Annotated in this window: 19 protein-coding genes; 11 read left to right on the forward strand and 8 right to left on the reverse strand. The window is 57.7% G+C overall.

Annotated features, from left to right (window positions below; all coding sequences use genetic code 11):
* Both EDM04_RS16755 and bioD read left to right on the forward strand, forming a co-directional pair.
* Positions 1-581: aminotransferase class I/II-fold pyridoxal phosphate-dependent enzyme (locus tag EDM04_RS16755; RefSeq protein WP_123624171.1), on the forward strand; the 581-nt coding region annotated here is incomplete at its 5' end.
* Positions 578-1,237, forward strand: coding sequence for a dethiobiotin synthase (bioD, locus tag EDM04_RS16760; protein WP_049983661.1), 660 nt, complete (start codon positions 578-580; stop codon positions 1,235-1,237). The genes EDM04_RS16755 and bioD, both read left to right, overlap by 4 nt.
* Before the next feature lie 291 nt (positions 1,238-1,528).
* On the opposite strand, the gene EDM04_RS16765 is transcribed toward bioD, so the two are convergent.
* From EDM04_RS16765 to EDM04_RS16795, 6 genes are all read right to left on the reverse strand, one after another.
* Entirely contained in the window at positions 1,529-2,941 is a 1,413-nt protein-coding gene (locus EDM04_RS16765) for a transposase (protein WP_379812511.1), read from the reverse strand.
* 578 nt (positions 2,942-3,519) lie between these two features.
* Positions 3,520-5,535, reverse strand: a complete 2,016-nt coding sequence (locus EDM04_RS16770) for a copper-translocating P-type ATPase (RefSeq protein ID WP_123624257.1) — start codon at positions 5,533-5,535, stop codon at positions 3,520-3,522.
* A gap of 218 nt (positions 5,536-5,753) precedes the next feature.
* Complete coding sequence (locus tag EDM04_RS16775) at positions 5,754-6,149, reverse strand: hypothetical protein (RefSeq protein ID WP_080505588.1); 396 nt, start codon at positions 6,147-6,149, stop codon at positions 5,754-5,756.
* 119 nt (positions 6,150-6,268) lie between these two features.
* On the reverse strand, positions 6,269-9,049 hold the full coding sequence (gene acnA / locus EDM04_RS16780) for an aconitate hydratase AcnA (protein WP_004048637.1): 2,781 nt from the start codon (positions 9,047-9,049) through the stop codon (positions 6,269-6,271).
* Between the two features lie 375 nt (positions 9,050-9,424).
* Positions 9,425-9,718 (reverse strand): hypothetical protein, encoded by a 294-nt coding sequence (locus EDM04_RS16790; RefSeq protein WP_049909250.1) that lies wholly within the window; start codon positions 9,716-9,718, stop codon positions 9,425-9,427.
* A 2-nt stretch (positions 9,719-9,720) separates the two neighbouring features.
* Positions 9,721-10,071, reverse strand: a complete 351-nt coding sequence (locus EDM04_RS16795) for a winged helix-turn-helix domain-containing protein (protein ID WP_004048640.1) — start codon at positions 10,069-10,071, stop codon at positions 9,721-9,723.
* 164 nt (positions 10,072-10,235) lie between these two features.
* On the opposite strand from EDM04_RS16795, the gene EDM04_RS19185 reads away from it, so the two are divergent.
* Positions 10,236-10,871: a plastocyanin/azurin family copper-binding protein gene (locus EDM04_RS19185; RefSeq protein WP_004048641.1), complete on the forward strand. Its 636-nt coding sequence runs from the start codon at positions 10,236-10,238 to the stop codon at positions 10,869-10,871.
* A 56-nt stretch (positions 10,872-10,927) separates the two neighbouring features.
* Here EDM04_RS19185 and EDM04_RS16805 read toward each other — a convergent pair whose 3' ends face one another.
* On the reverse strand, positions 10,928-11,461 hold the full coding sequence (locus EDM04_RS16805; protein ID WP_123624173.1) for a hypothetical protein: 534 nt from the start codon (positions 11,459-11,461) through the stop codon (positions 10,928-10,930).
* Positions 11,462-11,860: 399 nt separating this feature from the next.
* Between EDM04_RS16805 and EDM04_RS16810 the strand changes: the two genes are divergently transcribed.
* Positions 11,861-12,376 carry a S16 family serine protease gene (locus EDM04_RS16810; protein ID WP_160163143.1) on the forward strand — a complete coding sequence of 172 codons (516 nt, stop codon included), beginning with the start codon at positions 11,861-11,863 and terminating at the stop codon, positions 12,374-12,376.
* Positions 12,377-12,430: 54 nt separating this feature from the next.
* Here the strand turns inward: EDM04_RS16810 and EDM04_RS16815 are convergent, their stop codons facing one another.
* Positions 12,431-12,628 carry a heavy-metal-associated domain-containing protein gene (locus EDM04_RS16815; RefSeq protein WP_080505595.1) on the reverse strand — a complete coding sequence of 66 codons (198 nt, stop codon included), beginning with the start codon at positions 12,626-12,628 and terminating at the stop codon, positions 12,431-12,433.
* A gap of 134 nt (positions 12,629-12,762) precedes the next feature.
* On the opposite strand from EDM04_RS16815, the gene EDM04_RS16820 reads away from it, so the two are divergent.
* The 7 genes from EDM04_RS16820 to EDM04_RS16855 all read left to right on the forward strand — a co-directional run bounded on the left by EDM04_RS16820 (position 12,763) and on the right by EDM04_RS16855 (position 20,590).
* Positions 12,763-13,353 (forward strand): AsnC family transcriptional regulator, encoded by a 591-nt coding sequence (locus EDM04_RS16820; RefSeq protein WP_080505591.1) that lies wholly within the window; start codon positions 12,763-12,765, stop codon positions 13,351-13,353.
* A gap of 94 nt (positions 13,354-13,447) precedes the next feature.
* Positions 13,448-16,054 carry a heavy metal translocating P-type ATPase gene (locus EDM04_RS16825; RefSeq protein WP_004048645.1) on the forward strand — a complete coding sequence of 869 codons (2,607 nt, stop codon included), beginning with the start codon at positions 13,448-13,450 and terminating at the stop codon, positions 16,052-16,054.
* A gap of 238 nt (positions 16,055-16,292) precedes the next feature.
* A complete protein-coding gene (locus tag EDM04_RS16835) occupies positions 16,293-17,294 on the forward strand; it encodes a DUF63 family protein (RefSeq protein ID WP_004048647.1) in 1,002 nt (333 codons plus the stop codon).
* A gap of 374 nt (positions 17,295-17,668) precedes the next feature.
* Positions 17,669-18,040, forward strand: a complete 372-nt coding sequence (locus EDM04_RS16840) for a DUF411 domain-containing protein (RefSeq protein ID WP_239638655.1) — start codon at positions 17,669-17,671, stop codon at positions 18,038-18,040.
* 339 nt (positions 18,041-18,379) lie between these two features.
* Positions 18,380-19,111, forward strand: coding sequence for an ABC transporter ATP-binding protein (locus EDM04_RS16845; RefSeq protein WP_049909257.1), 732 nt, complete (start codon positions 18,380-18,382; stop codon positions 19,109-19,111).
* The gene (locus EDM04_RS16850; protein WP_094529644.1) at positions 19,104-19,841 is read left to right on the forward strand and encodes an ABC transporter permease; all 738 of its coding nucleotides are present in this window, start codon (positions 19,104-19,106) and stop codon (positions 19,839-19,841) included. The genes EDM04_RS16845 and EDM04_RS16850 overlap by 8 nt, the downstream gene beginning before the upstream one ends.
* Positions 19,838-20,590: an ABC transporter permease gene (locus EDM04_RS16855; protein WP_123624175.1), complete on the forward strand. Its 753-nt coding sequence runs from the start codon at positions 19,838-19,840 to the stop codon at positions 20,588-20,590. Before EDM04_RS16850 ends, EDM04_RS16855 begins: the two co-directional genes overlap by 4 nt.
* The last annotated feature ends 51 nt before the right edge of the window (positions 20,591-20,641 follow it).

The following is a 20,641-nucleotide window of genomic DNA, read 5'->3' on the forward strand; positions in this document are numbered from 1 at the left end:
CCGCCGAGCGCCACGGCGCGTGGGTGATGGTCGACGAAGCCCACGCGACGGGCGTGTACGACGGCGGCATGGTCGGTCAGCTGGGACTCGAAGATCGGGTTCATGTCCAGTTGGGGACCCTCTCGAAGGCGCTCGGTGCCCAGGGCGGGTTCGTCGCCGGGAATGAGATGCTCATCGAGTACCTGGCGAATGCGGCCCGTTCGTTCGTCTTCTCGACCGGGCTCTCCCCGCCTGCGGCGGGTGCCGCACAGGAGGCGCTACGTATCGCACGGGAGACGGACCGGCCCCAGACGCTCCAGAATCACGCCGATTACCTCCGGTCGGGGTTTGAGGACCTCGGCTTCGAGGTGCTCGGTGAGACCCACATCCTGCCCGTGCTGGTCGGAGACCGGGAGGATGCGGTCGCGCTCGATGAAGCGCTCCGCGACCGCGGGGTGCTCGCCCCTGCCATCCGCCCGCCGACCGTTCCGGTGGGGATGTCACGGCTGCGCGTCGCTCCCACAGCCGCACACACGCGCGAGCAACTCAACCGCTGTCTCGACGCGTTCGAGGCCGCCGGCGAGGAGGTGGGGCTGCGATGAGTTTCTTCGTGCTTGGCACCGGGACAGGTGTCGGCAAGACTGTCATCACTGCCGGCCTCGTGGGCTGGCTCCGCGACCGCGGCCGCGATGCAGTCGGTATCAAGCCCGCACAGACTGGCTTTCCACCGGACGACGACGCTGGCTTCGTCGCCGAAGCCGCGGGAAGCGAGGACGCCAGTGTCTGCCTGCGCTATCTCGAACCCGCGCTTGCCCCGGCAGTTGCCGCAGATGTAGAAGATGTCGCCCTCTCTTACGACGAGATCCTACAGGGTTGTCGGCGCGAACTAGAGGCTGCTGACCCGGGTATCGTCGAAGGGATTGGCGGTCTCCGGGTGCCGCTCGCTGAGGGGATGGAGGTCGTCGACCTAGCCGCCGATCTCGGGTTACCGACGCTCGTAGTCGCACGCTCGGGACTCGGCACGCTCAATCATAGCGCGCTGACCGTCAAGGCTCTCGAACGGCGCGGTCTTGACGTGTGCGGTGTCGTCCTCAACGATTACGCTGGCGAAACGCTCGCCGAGCGGACGAACCCCGACGTACTCGAATCGATGGTCGACCTGCCTGTGTACACAGTGCCGGGACTCGACCTAGACACGCCGGGCGAAGCGGTGACAGCGGTAAAGGAAAACCTTCCGCCGAGTGTATTACCTGAATAGCGCCTACGACGGACCCAGAGGAATTGATAGATTCTGGGATTGATCCGCCTCAAAGCCGTATGCATTGAGACAACCAGTCTCAACTTCTGCAGGCCTGTGAGTTCCACAGTTTCGGAGGATAGCCCAGTTTCAGATCGAATTAACATCACTTCGTGGTTCTTCTCACCGACCAGTCCTGATTTGGATCCTTACCGATCGCATCTACTGGGCGGACGTGCGAAATTGCGTAGATTCTGCCGCTCCTGATTAGGGTTGTCACTCCCAAACGGCGGACTCAGGGGGATCAGCCGGTTAGTCGTGTGGAATCAACGACGAGGCAACGAGCTCAACACACTCACCCGCAGTAATCACAGGTGCGTAGTCCATCTCACCTCCCACACTCGCTTTCAGCAGGAAGTCGGTGAGCCGCCAGATATTGTACAAGAGGACCGCGAAAACGAAGTAGAACAAACGAATGCGGTAGTCTTTCGAGGAGGTCTTCGCGAGAAAATCACCTTTGATCGATTTGTACTCACTCTCGATCTGCCACCGGCGGCTGTAGCGCTGACAGAATGTCTCGGCTTCCTCAGGACCGACTCGTAGATTCGTCGCGAAGACGGCCGTTCCCTCCCCACTCGTCGACGGCACGTACAGGAGCCGCATTGGATGCGATCCAGATTCTACATGGATAGAAGCCGACTCAACAGCCACCTCTTGGTCGTCTCCCTCCATTTGTTCGAGCACATCCCGTTCGGAGCTTGAGACTCGCTTCGGAATGAGGTAGTTCACATCGAGGTTTGAGAGTGTCTGGAACACTTGTATCGAGTCAAACTCTCGATCACACAGCACCGTCTCGATCGGAACTTGTTCTTTCGCTCGTCGAACGAGCCGTCGCACAGTACGATGGATCTGATTCGACGGGTTCTCATCCCACTCGGAACTCTCACGGACCGGCTCAACCGCCAGAACGAGCGGGATGTTCTGCCCGATGATCGAGAGGGTTGCGAATTTGAATGCTCGACCGTCTCTGTCCTTGGTCCCGCTGACCATCGGCATTCCTTCGACCTCTCCGTAATAGGGAATAGTCGTGATATCGATTGCAGCGGTGACCGGCCTTCGAAAGGATGCTTCCGAGGCGATCACGGAGAGCAAGCGATCCGTTGTCTCGTTGAATCCGTTCACGAGTTCTTCGGGATCGAACTGCTTGACGGCGCGGAGGTGGGTATCACCATGGGGGCTGTACTCTTCGCCATGGCGATATTGGAAGCGAGTCGCTCCCTGCGCAGTTCCACAGTGGACCATCCCCATGAACGTCTGTAGCTCAAAGAATTGTGTGTCCTCGTACGAGGCGTTCGACGCCCGACCAGAGTCGAAGTGACCGAAGGCGTGATCACGCGCGAGGCGCGTTGTCTGGATGATCTCCTCCTGTGAGAAGGATTTGTCTTCTACTGGATCTGCGGCTTCTTGCTCATCGTCGACGATCTCTGCCTTAGGCCGCACCTCCGGCGCTGAGATGTCGCGATCGTGGACTTCCTTGATGACGTAGTGGGCGGCTGTGGTGACGAACTCCCGGGTCGCCTCGTCGAACCGGTTACGCCAGGTCCGCGAGAGCACCGATTCGTCGGGGATTTTCTCCAAGTCGAAGACAACTGCGAGTTCGGGATACTGGGCGAGCGAACGGTAGCTTTCGCCAGTGAGTTCGCGGTAGAGTAACAAGCGTACCATCCCCTCGAACGAGTGCGGTGCTGGATGCCACTCTGGGTAGCCGTCATTGAGCGAATCGAACGGCCCCTCCAGAGTTCGAAGAGCCGTGCAGAGGGACTGATCGGCTTTGAGTGCCTCTGTGAGTGTCAACCCGACAAGGTAGGCGTCGGTCAATCGGTGCTCCTGAGAAGTCATGTGAGCTATCCCATCAGCCAGTCACACAAGCGGCGCGATCCCATCCTCTTTGCGCAGGAACCGCTGCTGTTGAATCGGTCAGCACAAACAAGTACTCTGTAAGTCTCGCAGCTACGCTTCGTTCACTCATAGCTAACACCTTCATTGATGATGACTCAATCATCCTGCTCGACGTTGAGGGTGAGAAACTGGTCGGGAGATTCTGGAATCAACTATGCTGAGATAACTCGTGTGAGGACAACCAGCTTCTCAAGAAGAGGCGCGGCGTGAGTGGGAAAACTGGCATCTATAGCCCGTTAAATCGGTTTACAGAGTGCCATCTATCCAAACTGCACCGATTTTCTGATTCCGAATACCAACCGTATGCAATCGAAAAACCCCTCCTAAAGCGATCAGGCAGAGTTTCAGTCTGCAGTTTGGGTGCTAGTGGATGGTGTCACTCCTGGAAGCTCGGGGATGGATAGATCCACCCGGCGGAGCAGTTGCGCGTTGATGGCGACGATTACTGTACTCAACGACATCAGAAGCGCACCCACAGCGGGAGACAGCAGAATCCCGATCGGTGCCAACACGCCTGCTGCGAGCGGAATCGCGAACACGTTGTAGCCGGCGGCCCAGACGATGTTCTCCTGCATCTTCCGGTAGCTCGCCTTGCTGAGCTTTACGAGTCGCACCACGTCCATCGGGTTGTTCTGAACGAGGATGACATCCGCCGACTGGACGGCGACGTCGGTGCCGCTCCCGATGGCGATCCCGACGTCGGCTCGCGTCAGCGCCGGCGCATCGTTTACACCGTCACCAACCATCCCCACGAGCTTCCCCTGGTCTTGGAGTTCCTGGACTTTCTCGTCTTTGTCTTCGGGGAGGACCTCGGCGAACACCGTGTCGATGCCCAGTTCGTCAGCGACAGCGTTGGCGACGTCCTGGGAGTCGCCAGTCAGCATCGCCACTTCGATTCCCAGATCGTGGAGGGCGTCGACGACGCGGAAACTCTCTTCACGGATTACGTCGGCCATCGCGAACGCGGCGATCAACTCACTGTCACGAACGAGATACACCACCGTTTGAGCGTTCTGTCCCGCCTCGTCAGCGAAGCGCTGGAGATGGGCGGGGATCTCGCTATCGAGCTGGGTCAACAGGTTCGGCCCACCGACGTACACCTCGTTTCCATCGACGTTTGCGCGGACGCCCCGGCCTTTGATCGCCTCGAAGGCGGTCGCGTCAGGCGCGGTGAGGTCCTGATCGTTGGCGGCCTCGCGGATAGCTCGAGCGATCATGTGTTCGGAGTCGCTCTCGACACCCGCCGCCAGCGTGAGTGCGTCGTCCTCGTCGACGCCGTCGACGGTCGCCATATCGACGACGCCGTGTTCGCCTTCGGTGAGCGTCCCCGTCTTGTCGAAAATGATGGCGTCCAGATTTCGTGCCTCTTCCATCGCAATCCGGTCGCGGACGAGCATTCCGTTGCGAGCCGCGAGTGACGTATTGATGGCGACAACCAGCGGGATGGCAAGCCCGAGCGCGTGCGGGCAGGCGATGACGAGTACCGTGACGACACGCTCGATGACAGTCGCGTTGAACGAGACCGCGATGGTCCACGCGATTGCTGTCACGACTGCTGCCCCGAGGGCAACGTAGAACAGCCAGCCAGCCGCTCTGTCAGCCAGCACCTGCGTTTTGGACTTGCTCTGTTGGGCTTCCTCGACGAGTCGCATGATACCTGCGAGTGTCGTCTCCTCGCCCGTTGCACCGACACGTATGCGGAGACTGCCGTCGCCGTTGATCGTCCCGCCGATGACCTCATCCCCGGGTTTCTTAGAAACTGGTTTCGACTCGCCCGTGATCATCGACTCCTCGACGTCCGAATCACCCTCTTCAACGATGCCGTCAGCAGGAACACTCGCGCCCGGTCGAACGAGTACGAGGTCGCCCTCGGAGAGTTCACTCACCGGGACTTCCTCGGTGTCACCGTCGTCGCTGATCCGCTCGGCGGTATCGGGCATCAGCTTCGCCAGCTCGTCGACCGCGCTCGAGGCACGTCGTACGGACCGCATTTCGATCCAGTGGCCCAGCAGCATGATGTCGATCAGCGTCACGAGCTCCCAGAAGAACGCCGACTGTGTCGGGAAGACCACGCTCGCGAGGCTGTAGACAAATGCGACCGTGATCGCCATCGAGATGAGCGTCATCATTCCCGGCGACCGGTCTTTCAGCTCCGGGACCGCCATCTGGAGGAACGGCACCCCACCGTACGCGAAGACGATGACCGCGAAGGCGGGGTTAATCCACTCGCTACCCGGGAACGCGGGAACGGAGAACCCGAGCCACTCCTGCAGCATTTCGCTGTACAGGAGGACCGGAATCGACAGGAGCGTCGAGACGAAGAAGCGCCGCCGGAACATTTGCTCGTGGCCTTCGTGCATCCCACCGTGGTCGTCGTGTCCGTCGTGTCCGTCGTGCCCATCATGCTGACTGTGTGGGCCGTGGTCTGCTTCGTCGGCCTCCCTTTGGGATTTATCGTCCATTACCGAGCAATTGAACCGAGGATGCTTCAACGTGGGGGCTACTGTGAGTTGACACGCCCTCTGAACAGGCTGGCATCTACCGAACATTCGCGAGACTGATGTGGTCGGGGATGATCCTACGTCTCCTTGTGGCGGTCTCTGTAAGTTTTTGCCCCCAGAAAAACGTATACTGCGCCGATAACTCGTACACCTGTCGTGAATTGCTCGTTCCATTCGATAGCATCTGGGCGCTCATAGAGGACCGTGGAAGCAAACTTGCGATACAGGTCGGGAAACATGAGGACAGCTGCACCGAACGCCCCGGTGAGATTCATCATCCACGCATACAATCGGCTACCAAGTAGGGAGATCACGACTATCAGAATTCCTTCTGATCGTATAGCTGGGTTTACCCATTTCCTTAGGGTGCCTTCACTGGGATTAGTGATCGCATGTTTCTCAAAGAGCGCAACTATCTTGTCCGGGAACAATGTAGTAACAGCTCCGAGGACGCCGATAAGTATCCGTATCATACGCTACGGTACGACCTATTCGGATTTAATATTCTCCACAAATCTACACGTCCGAGAACGGAGCCGGAACGCAGTATTCAGAAGTCCAATTATACAGAATAGACGAAGATGCAGAGTTACTACGTGAGTAGCTGTCTAAGGACGTAGTGGAGGATGCCGCCGTGTTCGATATAGGTCACGGCGGCCGGCGTACCGACCTGTGCCGTGACCGGGAACTCGACAGTCGAACCGTCCTCGCGCTCGGCGATAACTGTCAATTCATCTACCACGTCGAGACCGTCATCGAGACCGTGAATTGTGAAGACCTCCGACCCGTCCAGTCCGAGAGATTCCCATGAGTCGCCGTCATCGAACTGTAAGGGGAGAACACCCATCCCGACGAGGTTGTCGCGGTAGATGCGCTCGTAACTCTCGCCGATGGTTGCGCGGACACCGAGTAGGTCCGTTCCTTTCGCTGCCCAGTCACGACTCGACCCGGTTCCGAGCTCCTCGCCCGCCATCACGATGAGTGGGGTGCCCTCCTCGCGGTAGCGCTGGCTGGCTTCGAACACGGTCGTCTGCTCGTCGGTTGGGTGGTGGATCGTATAGCCACCCTCGATATTGTCGAGCATCTCATTCTCGATGCGGACGTTGGCGAACGTCCCTCGCATCATCACCTCGTGGTTGCCCCGGCGCGCGCCGTACGTGTTGAACTCGTGGGGCTCGACGCCGTGATTGAGCAGCCACTGGCCGGCAGGGAGGTCAGATCCGAATGGGCCAGCAGGGCTGATGTGGTCGGTCGTAACGGTATCGCCGAGCGTCAGCAGGCAGCGTGCGTCCTCGATATCGGCGACGCCGGGTTTCTTGAGGGGAAAGTCTTGGAAGAACGGCGGCTCTCGGATGTACGTCGAGTCGTCGTCCCACTCGTAGACGTCACCACTTGGCGCGTCGAGAGCAGCCCACCGCTCGTCACCCTCGTACACGGAGGCATACTTCTCCTCGAACATCTCCGGGGAGACGTTCTCGTGGATTGCTGCCTGCACGTCGGCTGCGTCCGGCCAGATGTCCGCCAGATAGACTGGGTCACCCTCAGCGTCAGTGCCCAGCGGCTCGTTCTCGAGGTCGATGTCCATCCGCCCTGCGAGCCCGTAGGCGACCACAAGCGGTGGGCTCGCGAGGTAGTTCGCTCGGACTTTCGGGTGAATACGCGCCTCGAAATTGCGGTTCCCCGAGAGGACACTCGTCGTCCAGAGGTCGTGGTCGTCGATCGCCTGCTCGATGGAGTCCGGAAGTGGTCCGGCGTTACCGATACAGGTGGTACAACCGTAGCCAACGACGGCATACCCGAGCTCTTCGAGATACGGAAGCAGCCCTGATTCTTCGAGATACTGCGTGACGACGCGGCTGCCCGGTGCGAGGCTCGTCTTGACGTACGGCGGGACGTCCAGGCCTTTTTCGACGGCGTTCTGGGCGAGCAGACCAGCGGCGATCATCACCGACGGGTTTGAGGTGTTCGTACAGCTCGTGATGGCACTAACCAGGACATCACCGTGACCGATTTCGACCGTTTCACCGTCGAGGTCGACCTCAACGCGTTTGGTTAACGGGTGCAGTTCGGACTCGGCCTCGACTTGAGCGCCGCCATCAGTCTCTGCGTCGGCTACACCCCCCTCACCGAGCCACCGCTGCAAGGCCTCTTCATCGACATCGTTGAGGTCGTGCTTGAACTCCCCGTGGAGAAGTCCTCGGAAGCTCTGTTTTACGTCCCCCATCGGGATTCGGTCCTGTGGTCGCTTGTGTCCGGCCAGACTCGGTTCGACAGTTGAGAGATCGAACTCGACGACCTCGGTGTACTCCGGTTCCTGTTTCCCGAACAGGCCTTGGGATTCGAGGTACTCGCGGACGAGGTCGATGTGTTCAGGGTCGCGCCCGGTGAGTTCGAGATACTCGAGCGTCTGATCGTCGACCGGGAACATACTGATCGTCGACCCCTGTTCGGGTGCCATATTAGCGATCGTTGCCCGGTCCGGGACAGTAAGGTTCTGTACACCGGGCCCGAAGAATTCGACGAACCGGTCGACGACGCCGACCTCGCGGAGTTGTTCGGTGATGTGAAGCACGAGATCCGTTGCCGTCGCGCCTTCGGGTAACTCGCCTTCGAGACGAACGCCGACCACCTCGGGGAGTTTCATCGTAATCGGTTGGCCGAGCATCGCTGCTTCCGCTTCGATACCCCCGACGCCCCAGCCGACGACACCGATACCGCCGATCATCGGGGTGTGGCTGTCCGTGCCGACGAGTGTGTCCGGCAGAAGCCAGTTCTCGTCATCTTGTTCGCGGGCGTGAACGACACGGCCGAGATGTTCGAGATTTACCTGATGAACGATCCCGGTTCCCGGCGGGACGACGTTGAAGTCCTCGAAGGCGTTTTGCGCCCACTTGATCGCGCGATACCGCTCGGCGTTGCGCTCGTACTCCAGTTCGACGTTCTTCTCGTAGGCGTCCTCGGAGTCGAAGTAGTCGACTTGGACGCTGTGGTCGATCACGAGATCAATAGGGATCTCCGGTTGGACCAGAGTGGGGTCGCGGTCTTTGCGATCGACTTCGGAGCGGAGGGCTGCTAGGTCGACCACTGCGGGCACGCCGGTAAGGTCCTGTAGGACCACCCGTGACGGAGAGAACGGCACCTCTGCGTCCGGAACGTCCGGCTCCCAGCCAGCAGCATTTCTGACGTCTGACGCGGTGATGGTTTCGCCGTCGACGTTTCGGAGCACCGATTCGAGGAGGATACGGATACTCACCGGGAGCGTGTCGAGTTCACAGAGTCCATGTTCTTCGAGTGCTCGAAGGTCAGCCATCTTGTACGTCGTCCCGTCGACGTCAAGTTCGCGGACGGCATCGAACGGGAGTGTGTCAGTCATAGTATCTGAATATGTGCTCGGGAGCGATATTAATCTCCCTCCGAATTCATTCCGATGGGAATCGGGATCCTGAATACTGTGACGGCGTTTCAGAACTCACCGAATGAAAGACCAGAGGAGGACGGCAAACCCACACGCCAACGCAGCGGATTCGGCAACATGCACCTGCGTGAGCGTTAATGCTGTGAGCTGGTAGAGAAAACCTTCTATGAGGACACCGAGCGTCATGAACCCGAAGCCGATCGTTGCGTCACGTAGGTATCGAGTCCGTTCCTGACGATACGCGCGAAAGCTGATCGCTGTCGTCGCCATACCCAAGAAGAGGAGAAAGACACGGACTCCAATTAGCGTGACTTCCCATCCAGTAGTCACGATTCATCGCCCCCCCTGTGTTGGCTGGGACATTTGTCCGTGTAGCGAATAAAGGATAATGAGCATACCTGCCGCGACAAGTGTAGTCTGGATGGTCCCAGCAACGAAGATGGACAACCCAACCACGTCGAAGAGAATGCCTTCGATTACGGACCCGACGCTGATGAATAGGAATCCGATAGCGACGTACAGCATTGGTTCGCTACCGTAGACCCTGTATCCACGATACGCTTGATACGTTATCGACAGCCCTAGTCCGACTGCGATGAGCTTTGCAATGACGAGTGCGGTGTGCATGGTTAGGTGTCTCGGATGTCGCCCCAGATACGCGAGAACCGCTGCGCGGCGTCCTCACGAACGTCCATCTTGATGTCGATCGTTCCATCTTCGATGTCGACATCGACGTGGTCAACGTTTGCTTCGTACACGCTATGATGGCTCCCGTCAGTCTCAATCTGTGTTTGTTCGACGAGCAGATCATTAGCGACCATATCTTCGACCCGGCGGTAAATCGTTGAGAGGGCAACGTCGCATTCCTCGCTCAGTTCCTTCGCTGAGAGGGGGTCCCGGCTCGTCGCGGCCAGAATCTGACGAACCCGTTCCTCCCCGAGGAGGTCTAATAGCTCGTCAGCGCGATGGTCCGTGGACACAGCTGTTCCTCGCAATACAAGTTAATGCCCTGCCGAAACGTATGTAACGACCAGTTTTGCGTCGCACGCAAAACAGCTCACCCGTCTATTTTCCCACCCCTCGTATTCTCACCTGTGAGGTGACCTACGCTATGACAACCAATTCAGGACTCACCCGGCGGCGAGTGCTCCAGTTAACTGGTGGTACAGCGGTTATTGGACTCGCAGGATGTACTGGATCGGAATCAGACGGCAGTGATAGTGGGGCCGAAAGCACTGCGGGATCTACCGAAGACGGAGGCGGGTCGGGGCATGACGAAGGAGAGAACAGTAGCGAAGGAGAATCGGGGCATGACGACGAGGAAGGTCACGATGAAGCCGTCGAGGAACCGAGCGATACAGCTGAGGTGGCGATGGTCACCGAAGACGGAGGATATCACTTCGAACCGCACGTCGTCCGCGTCAATGTCGGTGGGACGGTAACGTGGACTAACGAGAGCGGCAGTCACTCCGCGACGGCCTACCATCCAGACAACGACCAACCCCAGCTCGTTCCCGATGGTGCTGCAGCATGGGATAGTGGTCTCCGCTCGGAGGAAGGAGCGACGTTCGAGCACACTTTCGAGACCGAGGGCGTCTACCACTACTACTGTACGCCCCACGAGACGGTCGGTATGCTCGGGAGCGTCATCGTCGGCGACCCAGATCCACATGAACAGATCGCGCTCGAAGAGCCACCCGAGGAGAAACCAGATACTGTCCGAGAGAAGCTCACCGAACTGAACGGAATGGTTTCGAGTGCACTTGGCGATGACCACTAATTGCTGACGAACGCTCCCGGCATCTTTTCTATCGCTGCCGGACGCGGTTTAAGGAGTCATACCAGTAGGTTATACATAGCGTGTGCTATTGCGAGGGTAAGATACCCTCCCAAAAGGAAGAGAAGAGTTCTTCGAGGCAGTGATGGCAGGCCAATCGTGTCGGATCCGTGAATACGCTCACCGAGGGCATACACGAACCGACCGGCTACCAATGCGAATGGAAGATACACGAGTAGTATCGGGACAACCATCGCATCGAATCTGGCGGTGGCTTCAAGCCGGGACAAGTATTCGAGTTTGAAGATTAGTTCCAGCCCCCCAACAGTGATCCCGGATGCGGCGGTCGCCAAGATCCCCTCCGTTTTCGAGAGTAGTTGGCTTCGCCAGTAGCTCCAGAAATAGAAGACTACGATCAACGGAAGCAGTCGGACGAACGTTTCCTCGATAAAACCGACAAGAAGTATTCCGGTGCGAGAGGTCGTAGCCGGTAGGAGTACAAGCTCAACCTGATACGCGATCCAGACACCGACACCTGTCACTACAGCACTGATCGCCACAAGTGCGAAGAGAGAGCGGTACCTGGTGGACACGGCTGACTAATTGGGGATGCGTCAAGATAGTCGTGTGGAATCTAACACGGGAATACTCGTTTTTGCGCCGAATTTCTGACCGACACCATTCTTATATATTCACAATCGTTACCAAGTAACATAGTACCATCACTACCCACGAAACACTCCCAGAGTATGCCACCTACCGAACGAGAGACAACGTCCGCATCCACGTCTGACTCAAGTGACGACATCGTCTCTCGCATCGAGCGAGACCTCCTTTCGCGGAGAGAATTTCTTGCCGGACTGGGTCTCGGATCGATAGGCGGTGCCGGTGGAGCAGTCGCTCTCACGCGGTCAGATACCGATTTCCAGTCACTAGCGACACTGGCAGGCGGGGCGGCCTCTCTCCCGGACACACAGTTCCATCTTCCGGCAGTGGATGCAGCTAACTCGGGTCTCATTATCGCGACCAATTTCGAGTTTTCTGATGGCAACGGTGAGCTGTTTGTCAATCTGAACGGTATCGAGATCCGCCACGACCTCCAGCGTGCACTGGATGAGGCGAGACAAACTGCTACCCGTCTTACTGGTCGTTCACTTGGAGATACGGCTACGCACGTATCATTCGTCTCACCTGAGACGGGCACTCTTACACTCCGTGGAAAAAGCTGGGAAGCCGGCCTTACGGTTGCTTTTATTGCCAGTCTTCGCCAGCAGTCGCTGTCGTCTGAAACCCTCATCACTGGAATCGTTGCCGACGATGGCAAGCTGCTCCCGGTTGGCGGAATCAAAGCAAAGGCCCGGAGTGCCCGGGCGTTCGGAGCGACCGAATTGATTGTTCCCAGCGATACCGATTCAGATGTAACTATCGAGGGATTACGCGTGACACCCGTTGAATCGATCTCAGACGCACTTAGCCACTTGGCACAAACTCAACGTTCGGAGCAGTGAAGGCGAGATACGCTACGATGGGGCGTCGCTCGCCTTCTGTCGTGACGTGATAGCTTACGTAGAGGCGTCGTACCCGGCGTCTTCGACCACAGTCACGAGGTCATCTGATTCAGCTGTTCCTTCGACTGTCGCGGATTCCGAGTCCCGATCCGCAGTCGCCGATGTGACTCCGTCGACTTCTTTGAGTGCTTCCTCTACAGTTTGCTCACAGTGTTCACAGGTCATTCCTTCGACCGAGATGGTCTGACTCATATCCATACATGATTAGGGCCCCCTATTCTATGTGCTTTTCTGCTTAGAATCCAAAGTCATTCTGAGTTCAAAATCGCACTCTCAAAGGTTTATTTTGAGAAACAATAATGTATCCTGCGGTGCGACGCTATTGTATGCGCAACCTAGACGAAACAGATCTGGAGATTCTCTCGTTACTAGCCGAAAACGCCCGTCGTCCATTTAGCGCCATCGGCGAAGAAGTTGATTTGTCCGGGCCAGCTGTTTCCGATCGAGTCCAACGATTACAGGAAGCAGATATTATCAACAATTTCACGATCGATGTAAACCGGGCGCACCTTCGGGCCGGTGTTCCAGTATTCATTCAAACAGAAATCGAACCGGAATCACTCGAGGAGGCCCGTACGCGAGTCCGGGAATCGGACGGCATCGAACACGTCTTCACGACCTCAGAAGGCGATCTCTGGTTCTATGCCCGCGTTGAGGCACAGAACGTCCGTCAGTGGGTAGACAGTCTGTTTGATGGGCTTGGGATGTCTGGATATTCAGTCACCTTGATCGACGAAGCTGAATGGACGCCTTCGATCGACGGCGTCGAATTTGCTCTCACCTGCACTGAATGTAACAATACCGTCGACAATGAAGGTGAGACGACGCGCATCGATGGCGAGATCTATCACTTCTGTTGCCCATCTTGTCTCGCACGGTTTGAAGACCGCTATCAGCGGCTCGAAGAGGGTGTATAGTACGCTCTTTGGATTCCAAATTTTCTTGGTGTCAATAACCACCTTCTCGAAACAGTAAACCGCCTAAACATAGACCCCGTATAGTAAGATGAGCATGACAAGCCGAACAACCCATCTCGATATTACGGGGATGTCCTGTGCCAACTGTTCAGGAACGATCCAGGACACCCTTGAATCCCTTGACGGGGTATCGAAGGCGGATGCGAACTTCGCCACCGACGAGGGATCCGTGACCTACGATCCCGATGAGGTATCACTCCAGGAAATCTATGAAGCGATCGATGAGGCGGGCTACGGCATAGTCTCGGAGACGGTGTCTATTGCCATCTCCGATATGACGTGTGCCAATTGCGCCGAGACCAACAAAACTGCTCTCGAGAATACACCGGGTGTCGTCACCGCCGAAGTCAACTACGCGACTGACGAAGCGCAGGTCACCTACAATCCGGCAGAGGTGTCTCTCAATACGCTGTATGATGCTATTGAGGACGCTGGCTACTCGCCCGTCCGCGAAGATGGTGATGACGACGAGTCGGGCCAAGACGCACGAGATGCCGCACGACAGGCTGAGACCCAAAAGCAACTCAGACTGACCCTCTTTGGGGCAGTGTTGTCGGCTCCGTTGCTCTTCTTCCTCATCGACAAATTTCTGCTCGGTGGCGCGATCGTCCCTGATGCCGTCTTCGGCGTTGAAATCGGGTGGCTCGAGTTCCTCCTCGCCACACCGGTGCAGGCGATCCTCGGCTGGCCGTTCTATAAGAACTCGTACAAGGCGATCGTGAAAAACGGCCGCGCCAATATGGACGTGTTAATCGCAATCGGTTCAACAACCGCCTATCTCTACTCCGTGGCAGTCCTGTCTGAACTCATTGCAGGTGGGCTCTACTTCGACACGGCAGCGCTCATCCTCGTGTTCATTACGCTCGGTAACTACCTCGAAGCTCGGTCGAAGGGGCAAGCGGGCGAGGCCCTCCGGAAGCTCCTCGAAATGGAAGCCGAGACGGCGACCATTATCCGCGAGGACGGCAGTGAAGAAGAAGTTCCGCTCGAAGAAGTCACAACGGGTGACCGGATGAAAATCCGTCCGGGTGAAAAGGTTCCCACAGACGGCGTCGTTGTCGACGGTCAGTCCGCCGTCGACGAGTCGATGGTCACTGGTGAATCCGTCCCTGTAGAGAAGGAAGAGGGCGATGAGGTCGTCGGCTCGACGATTAACGAGAACGGCGTCCTTGTCGTGGAGGCGACAAAGGTCGGAGAAGATACGGCTCTTCAACAGATCGTTCAGACTGTCAAGGAGGCGCAGTCGCGCCAGCCCGACATCCAGAACCTCGCGGACCGTATCTCCGCGTACTTCGTGCCTGCGGTCATCGCGAACGCTCTCCTCTGGGGCATTGTTTGGTTCCTGTTCCCGGAGGTACTGGCTGGCTTCGTCGACTGGCTCCCGCTGTGGGGTCAGGTCGCTGGCGGCCCGGCCCCGGTCGGTGGGACCGTTTCCGTCTTCGAGTTCGCGATTATTGTCTTCGCGTCCTCGATCCTCATCGCCTGTCCCTGTGCGCTGGGGCTGGCGACGCCCGCAGCCACGATGGTCGGGACGACGATTGGTGCCCAGAACGGCGTCCTGTTCAAGGGCGGTGACATCCTCGAACGCGCAAAAGACGTCGACACGGTCGTCTTCGACAAGACGGGCACCCTCACGGAGGGTGAAATGGAATTGACCGATGTGGTCGTCTTCGATAGCGATGGAAATGCAGTGACTGACGGTGGCGAGCCGACGCCAGATGGTGGACAGATCAGCACTCGTGAGCGCCTCTCCGAGGACAACGTGCTGCGGCTGGCGGCGATAGCAGAAAGCGGAAGCGAACACCCGCTCGCGCGGGCAATCGTCGACGGGGCTGAAGAACGCGGGCTGGACGTGACTGAGCCCGACGACTTCGAGAACGTTCCTGGTCACGGGATCAAAGCGGTTGTTGGTGACAACGAGGTACTGGTCGGCAACCGCAAGTTGCTGCGAGACAACGACATCGACCCGTCACCCGCCGAGGAGACGATGGAACGCCTCGAAAACGAGGGGAAGACGGCGATGCTTGTCGCTTCCGAGGGCAAACTGGTTGGTGTAGTGGCTGACGCCGACACAATCAAAGAGAGCTCCAAGCAGGCCGTTACAGCCCTCCAAGAGCGGGGCGTCGACGTAATGATGATTACGGGCGACAACGAGCGAACTGCTCGTGCGGTCGCCAAACAGGTGGGTATCGACCCGGAGAATGTCCGAGCAGGGGTCCTTCCCGAAGACAAGTCTAACGCGGTCGACAGTATTCAAGACGAGGGCCGTCAGGCGATGATGGTCGGAGACGGCGTCAACGACGCCCCCGCGCTCGCGGTCGCGCACGTGGGGACAGCCATCGGCTCCGGCACGGACGTGGCCATCGAGGCTGCAGACCTTACGCTGATGCGCGACGACCCGCTCGACGTGGTGAAGGCGATCCGAATCTCGGACGCGACACTCCAGAAGATCAAGCAGAACCTCGTGTGGGCGCTCGGATACAATACCGCGATGATTCCCCTCGCGTCGCTCGGGCTGCTCCAGCCGGTGCTCGCTGCAGCAGCAATGGCGTTCTCGTCGGTGTCGGTGCTGACGAACAGCCTGTTGTTCCGGCGGTACACCCCCGATCACGACTACAAGCTCTTCGGGTTCCTTCGCTAACCGTCGCCTCTATCTCAATGTCGAATATTTCCCGCCAAACGGTTCGGAGGTACCTCGTCGAGACAGCCAGTAGCGAACCGACGTACCTCCGGGCTCACGAGATCGCCGGTGATCTTGACGGCTCTCCGAGGGCTGTCGCGCAATACCTCAGCCAACTTCAGGACGACCTCTCACTCGTCTCACTCGAACAGTGGGGGCGCTCTAAGAGCACGACGTGGCGCTTGGAGGTGAACGAGTCGTGAGTACTGTCACGCGACGCGTCGAAACCGCCCTTCCGGAAACAGGCTCACGCGAGTGGTGGGCGCTGTACCTACTTGCTCCGCCCGTCCTCATCGGTGCGGGAATCCTTGCGTTCCCGGGCCTCGTCTTCGACCAGTTCATTTGGCAGTACCTCTGGGGACCAGTCGTCGCTGACGCTGCCAGTGAGCCAGTCATGCATGAGGGGATTCGTGCTGTTCGGGGCTACAACGCGGTGAACACCGTAACCTACCTCGCGGCGGTCGTGTACAGCCTCCCCGGACTACGAGTGTATCTCGATCAACTCGACGTCACGTTTGACGCACGACTGGCCTACGGGTTCGCCCCGATCATTATCGCCGGCGGAGCGATGCGCGCCCTCGAGGACATCGGCCTACTCGGGGACTACGCGGTGTGGTTCATCACGCCGTCAATCTACTTTGTCGTTACCGCTGTCACCGTCCTCGCGCTCGGCATCGGCGCACTTGCGCGTGATCGGAATACCGGTTCCATTCCGTCAACGGTCGGGCTTATCGGGTCGGTGTGGGCTGTCGGTGCTGTCGGGTGGGTGCTTTGGTACGGCCTCTCGACGTCGACCCCGCTCCGTCTGTGGGTTCCTGTCGCAACGACGGGGATTGCTCTCGGGGCGACCGCGCTCTACTACTGGGGAGCGAGTTTCGTCAATGTCACACACCTTCGACACCCGCTGATTCTGCTGGCCGTCTTTGGCCAGCTGTGGGACGCTGCACAGAACCTCATCGGTGTGACGTTTCTCGGCTACTCCCCCAAGCTGGTCGTCACGAATCTCGTATACCAGGCGACTGGATTTGCCGGATCGACGTTCGTGCTGAAACTCGTCGTGACTGTCGGCATCGTGTGGTATCTCGCTGATGCGAAAGAGGAGATGAACCACACATGGTGGTGGCTTATGACGTTCTTCATCGGAGCGATCGGGCTCCCGATGGGCGTTCGCGGGTCACTTCGGATGCTACTGGGGGCCTAACAACGGCCTCGGCGATGTACCGCGCTTTCTGTTAAGAATCGAAACCGGCCGAACGGTATCTGGGATGGTGGATTGAGGCGTTCACCGCGCGTAGCCTTGCTGGATCACTCCCGTTTCGAAAGAAAACAGAGTGGAGTGTGGGACCGGCGTGTCCTAGAATAGACAATCCTACCGAAGGCGACTGTGATCACATTCCGGGTTATTAGTAACAGGGGTAAAGCGTATGGGAACTACTGTTGTATCGTCTAATAATGCCGCAACCGTGGAATCGTCGTCGGGTGCTTCAACATAGTGGTACAATCGGAATACTAGGTCTTACAGGCTGTCTAGGTGGCTCAAGCACGAACTCATGGGATATTGATGACCCAGTAGCAGTGGCATCAGCACAACAATTTAACTCACCAGGATGTAGCTGTTGCGAGCAGTATGCATCATATCTTCGTGAGAATATCACTGGTGACCTCTCAGAGACCGTACCGGATGATATCCAAGCAGTAAAGCAGGAATATGGGATCCCCGAAGACCTCCAGAGCTGTCACACACTCGTCCTCACAGATTACGTCGTAGAAGGACACGTCCCGGTCGAAGTAATCGCCCGGCTTCTCGATGAAAACCCACCGATAGATGGAGTTGCACTCCCTGGTATGCCATCTGGGACACCGGGGATGGGTGGAGAGAAAGATGGCTCGTTAAGCATATACGCTATTGACGGCGATAAAGCCGGAGCTGAGTACACTGAGGTATAGATTCAGAGATACAGTAGATCTGCAACTGATGTTCAGACGGCTTCTCTATGGGTTCGGATACACCTTCGCGCGTCTCATCTTTTTCAACGCGAAACTTCAACAGCTGTCTTGAAGCGGGTTTGTATCGCGTTCTGGCTTGTTGGTGATCCAATTCAGAAGCTTCCCCGTGTAAACTGTGAAACAGCTTATAGGAGACAGTATTCAGAAAATCAAGAGGTATCTAACACGTTGAGTCCAGCGTCAGCTCTGTATGCAATCTCTGATTATTCACGGGGTTGCTACTGATAGTTTAGATTTGAAACAGTAATCGCAGTAAATGAGGAGCGTGTGTATTCATCTATGGAAGCGCCCACAACCTCCACGACAGAGGCTACCACCAGCGAGGTACTCGTCCGTGCTGATGAGATTGAAAAAACGTACGGGTCAAACCTCCCATTTACACGATCGGTTCCCGTCCTCACCGGTGCCAATCTGGAAATCCGAGCAGGAGAAATCGTCGGAATCGTCGGGGGGAACGGTTCGGGGAAATCCACGCTTATGAACATCCTCGTCGGCGTCCTCAAGCAGGATTCCGGAGCAGTTGAACGAACAGGGACGGTTGGCTGGTGTCCACAAGAACCACTGCTTTACGACCGCCTGACGGTCACAGAGACGTTCCGCCTGTTCGGTTCCGGATACGGAATGACCGCCGAAGAAATCGACGAGGCCAAACGCCGATTCGCATCGAAACTCGATTTCGAGCAGTACCTTGACTATCGAATCGACCAACTCAGCGGTGGAAACCGACAAAAAATCAATCTCAGTATCGCCCTAATGCATGATCCGGACGTCCTCATGCTAGACGAGCCCTACACCGGGTTCGACTGGGAGACATATCTCATCTTCTGGGACCTCGCCGACGAACTTGCTGCCGACGGAACAGCTGTCGTAATGATTTCACACTTGATCGAGGAGCAGAGCCGTCTCGACCGTATCTACGAGGTTCGTGATGGACACGTCTACGACGTGACTGAGCGGGAAAGTGAGACCGAAGCGACGACCGGTGAACGGAGGAGAAAGGCCGATGAATAGAATTCAAACGGGGATCCGGACGAACGTCTCCACCTTCCTCAGGACCCCCCTGAATGTCGTCTTAGCACTCCTCCTTCCGGTTGTCGTTATCGAAGGCTGGGGACAAGCGATGGCGGGGTTGCCAACTATGCCGACAGTTGAGGCGATTCCGATCGATCTGGGTCGCCTCCTCGGAGCGATATTCGGTGTCGCCATCATCGCCGGCCTGATGGGACTCGCCCAGATGATTAGTGCGCGTGCAGCCGATCGACGACTCGTTCAGACAGGCTATCCACCCCGAACACTGCTTGCGACTCGATTAGCGACGCTCGGAGGGGTCACGGTCGTCGTGGCTGCCGTGAACTACGGCGTGCTCTGGCTGACGATTTCACCGGAAGCCCCTGTCCTGACGTTCGTATTCCTCGTCCTCGCCGGCCTCGTCTATGCGTTTCTTGGCGCGCTCGTCGGTGCACTCCTTCCGCGACTGTTCGAAGGCTCGCTCGTCGTGGTGTTCCTCGCGATGATGGACGCGTTCCTCAGTGGCGACAGCCCGCTGGCTGCTGACATTCCTGAGTTCGTGGAATACTTCCCGCTCTATCATCCGAAGGAACTCCTTCAGGAGGCGATGTTCCAAGGTACATATACGACGGGCGACCTCGGCTTCGTTGCCGGATACCTGCTCGTCTTGCTCGTGCTCGTCACCGTAGTGTTCGGAGTGACGATGCGCACCAGTGGTGGGTGGTCCGCATGAACCGTACGACAACGGCGTTCTCGATCGGCATCAAAGAACAGGCGCGTAACTACGTCCTCGTCGCTCTACTGGTCGTCCTACCGGTCTCGTTCATCACGTTGGCGTTCGCAGTCACCCAGGACGTCGAGATGCCGGTTCGGACGCTCGTCGACGGTGAGACGGCGACGGTCATGCGGGGGATGCCTGAGGTCCACGGCGTGATCATGACGCCGATTACGAGTGCTCTCATCGCCGGACTCGCCGGGTTGTTCCTGATGCGAGAAGCCAAAGACACGGACGGTCGTCTGGCAGTCGCTGGCTATCGTGCATGGCAGGTAATCGCTGCCCGGTTTGGGGTTCTCGCAGCAATTACTCTCATCGTCACCGGCGTCTCAGTTGGTGTGATGCTCATCGATTTCCAGCCTGAGCAGCTCTGGTGGTTCATCACAGCGATGCTCGTCGTCTCGGTCACGTATGGTCTCATCGGGATGCTCGTGGGGGCCGTCCTCGACCGCCTAGCCGGGATGTGGCTAATGCTGATTCTCCCGATGCTTGATATCGGACTCTTCCAGGACCCGTTGTTCATCCAATCCGAACCTGATTGGTGGATGAAACTATTCCCCGGCTATTGGCCCGTCCGTGTGATGGTCGATACTGGACTCACAACGGACGTAGATACGGCTCTCTCGTTGGTGTGGGCTACTGGATATCTTCTCCTCGTAGCCGTGCTCGCAATTGGTATATACTACAGAGCCACGCAGGCGAGTTGATCACAAGAAAAATTAGTCATAAATGGAACAAAACAGGTCACGGGATCGTTC

This window comes from Halorubrum sp. CSM-61, assembly GCF_003781945.1.
Lineage (GTDB): Archaea > Halobacteriota > Halobacteria > Halobacteriales > Haloferacaceae > Halorubrum.

What these genes read in the sequence shown, in the direction of transcription:
- EDM04_RS16790 (WP_049909250.1), bottom strand. Translation starts at nt 9,718, where the DNA reads ATGCACACCGCACTCGTCATTGCAAAGCTCATCGCAGTCGGACTAGGG.
- EDM04_RS16845 (WP_049909257.1), top strand. Translation starts at nt 18,380, where the DNA reads ATGGAAGCGCCCACAACCTCCACGACAGAGGCTACCACCAGCGAGGTA.
- acnA (WP_004048637.1), bottom strand. Translation starts at nt 9,049, where the DNA reads ATGACTGACACACTCCCGTTCGATGCCGTCCGCGAACTTGACGTCGAC.
- bioD (WP_049983661.1), top strand. Translation starts at nt 578, where the DNA reads ATGAGTTTCTTCGTGCTTGGCACCGGGACAGGTGTCGGCAAGACTGTC.
- EDM04_RS16820 (WP_080505591.1), top strand. Translation starts at nt 12,763, where the DNA reads ATGCGCAACCTAGACGAAACAGATCTGGAGATTCTCTCGTTACTAGCC.
- EDM04_RS16825 (WP_004048645.1), top strand. Translation starts at nt 13,448, where the DNA reads ATGACAAGCCGAACAACCCATCTCGATATTACGGGGATGTCCTGTGCC.
- EDM04_RS16815 (WP_080505595.1), bottom strand. Translation starts at nt 12,628, where the DNA reads ATGAGTCAGACCATCTCGGTCGAAGGAATGACCTGTGAACACTGTGAG.
- EDM04_RS16765 (WP_379812511.1), bottom strand. Translation starts at nt 2,941, where the DNA reads ATGGTACGCTTGTTACTCTACCGCGAACTCACTGGCGAAAGCTACCGT.
- EDM04_RS16855 (WP_123624175.1), top strand. Translation starts at nt 19,838, where the DNA reads ATGAACCGTACGACAACGGCGTTCTCGATCGGCATCAAAGAACAGGCG.
- EDM04_RS16850 (WP_094529644.1), top strand. Translation starts at nt 19,104, where the DNA reads ATGAATAGAATTCAAACGGGGATCCGGACGAACGTCTCCACCTTCCTC.
- EDM04_RS16770 (WP_123624257.1), bottom strand. Translation starts at nt 5,535, where the DNA reads ATGCACGAAGGCCACGAGCAAATGTTCCGGCGGCGCTTCTTCGTCTCG.
- EDM04_RS16775 (WP_080505588.1), bottom strand. Translation starts at nt 6,149, where the DNA reads ATGATACGGATACTTATCGGCGTCCTCGGAGCTGTTACTACATTGTTC.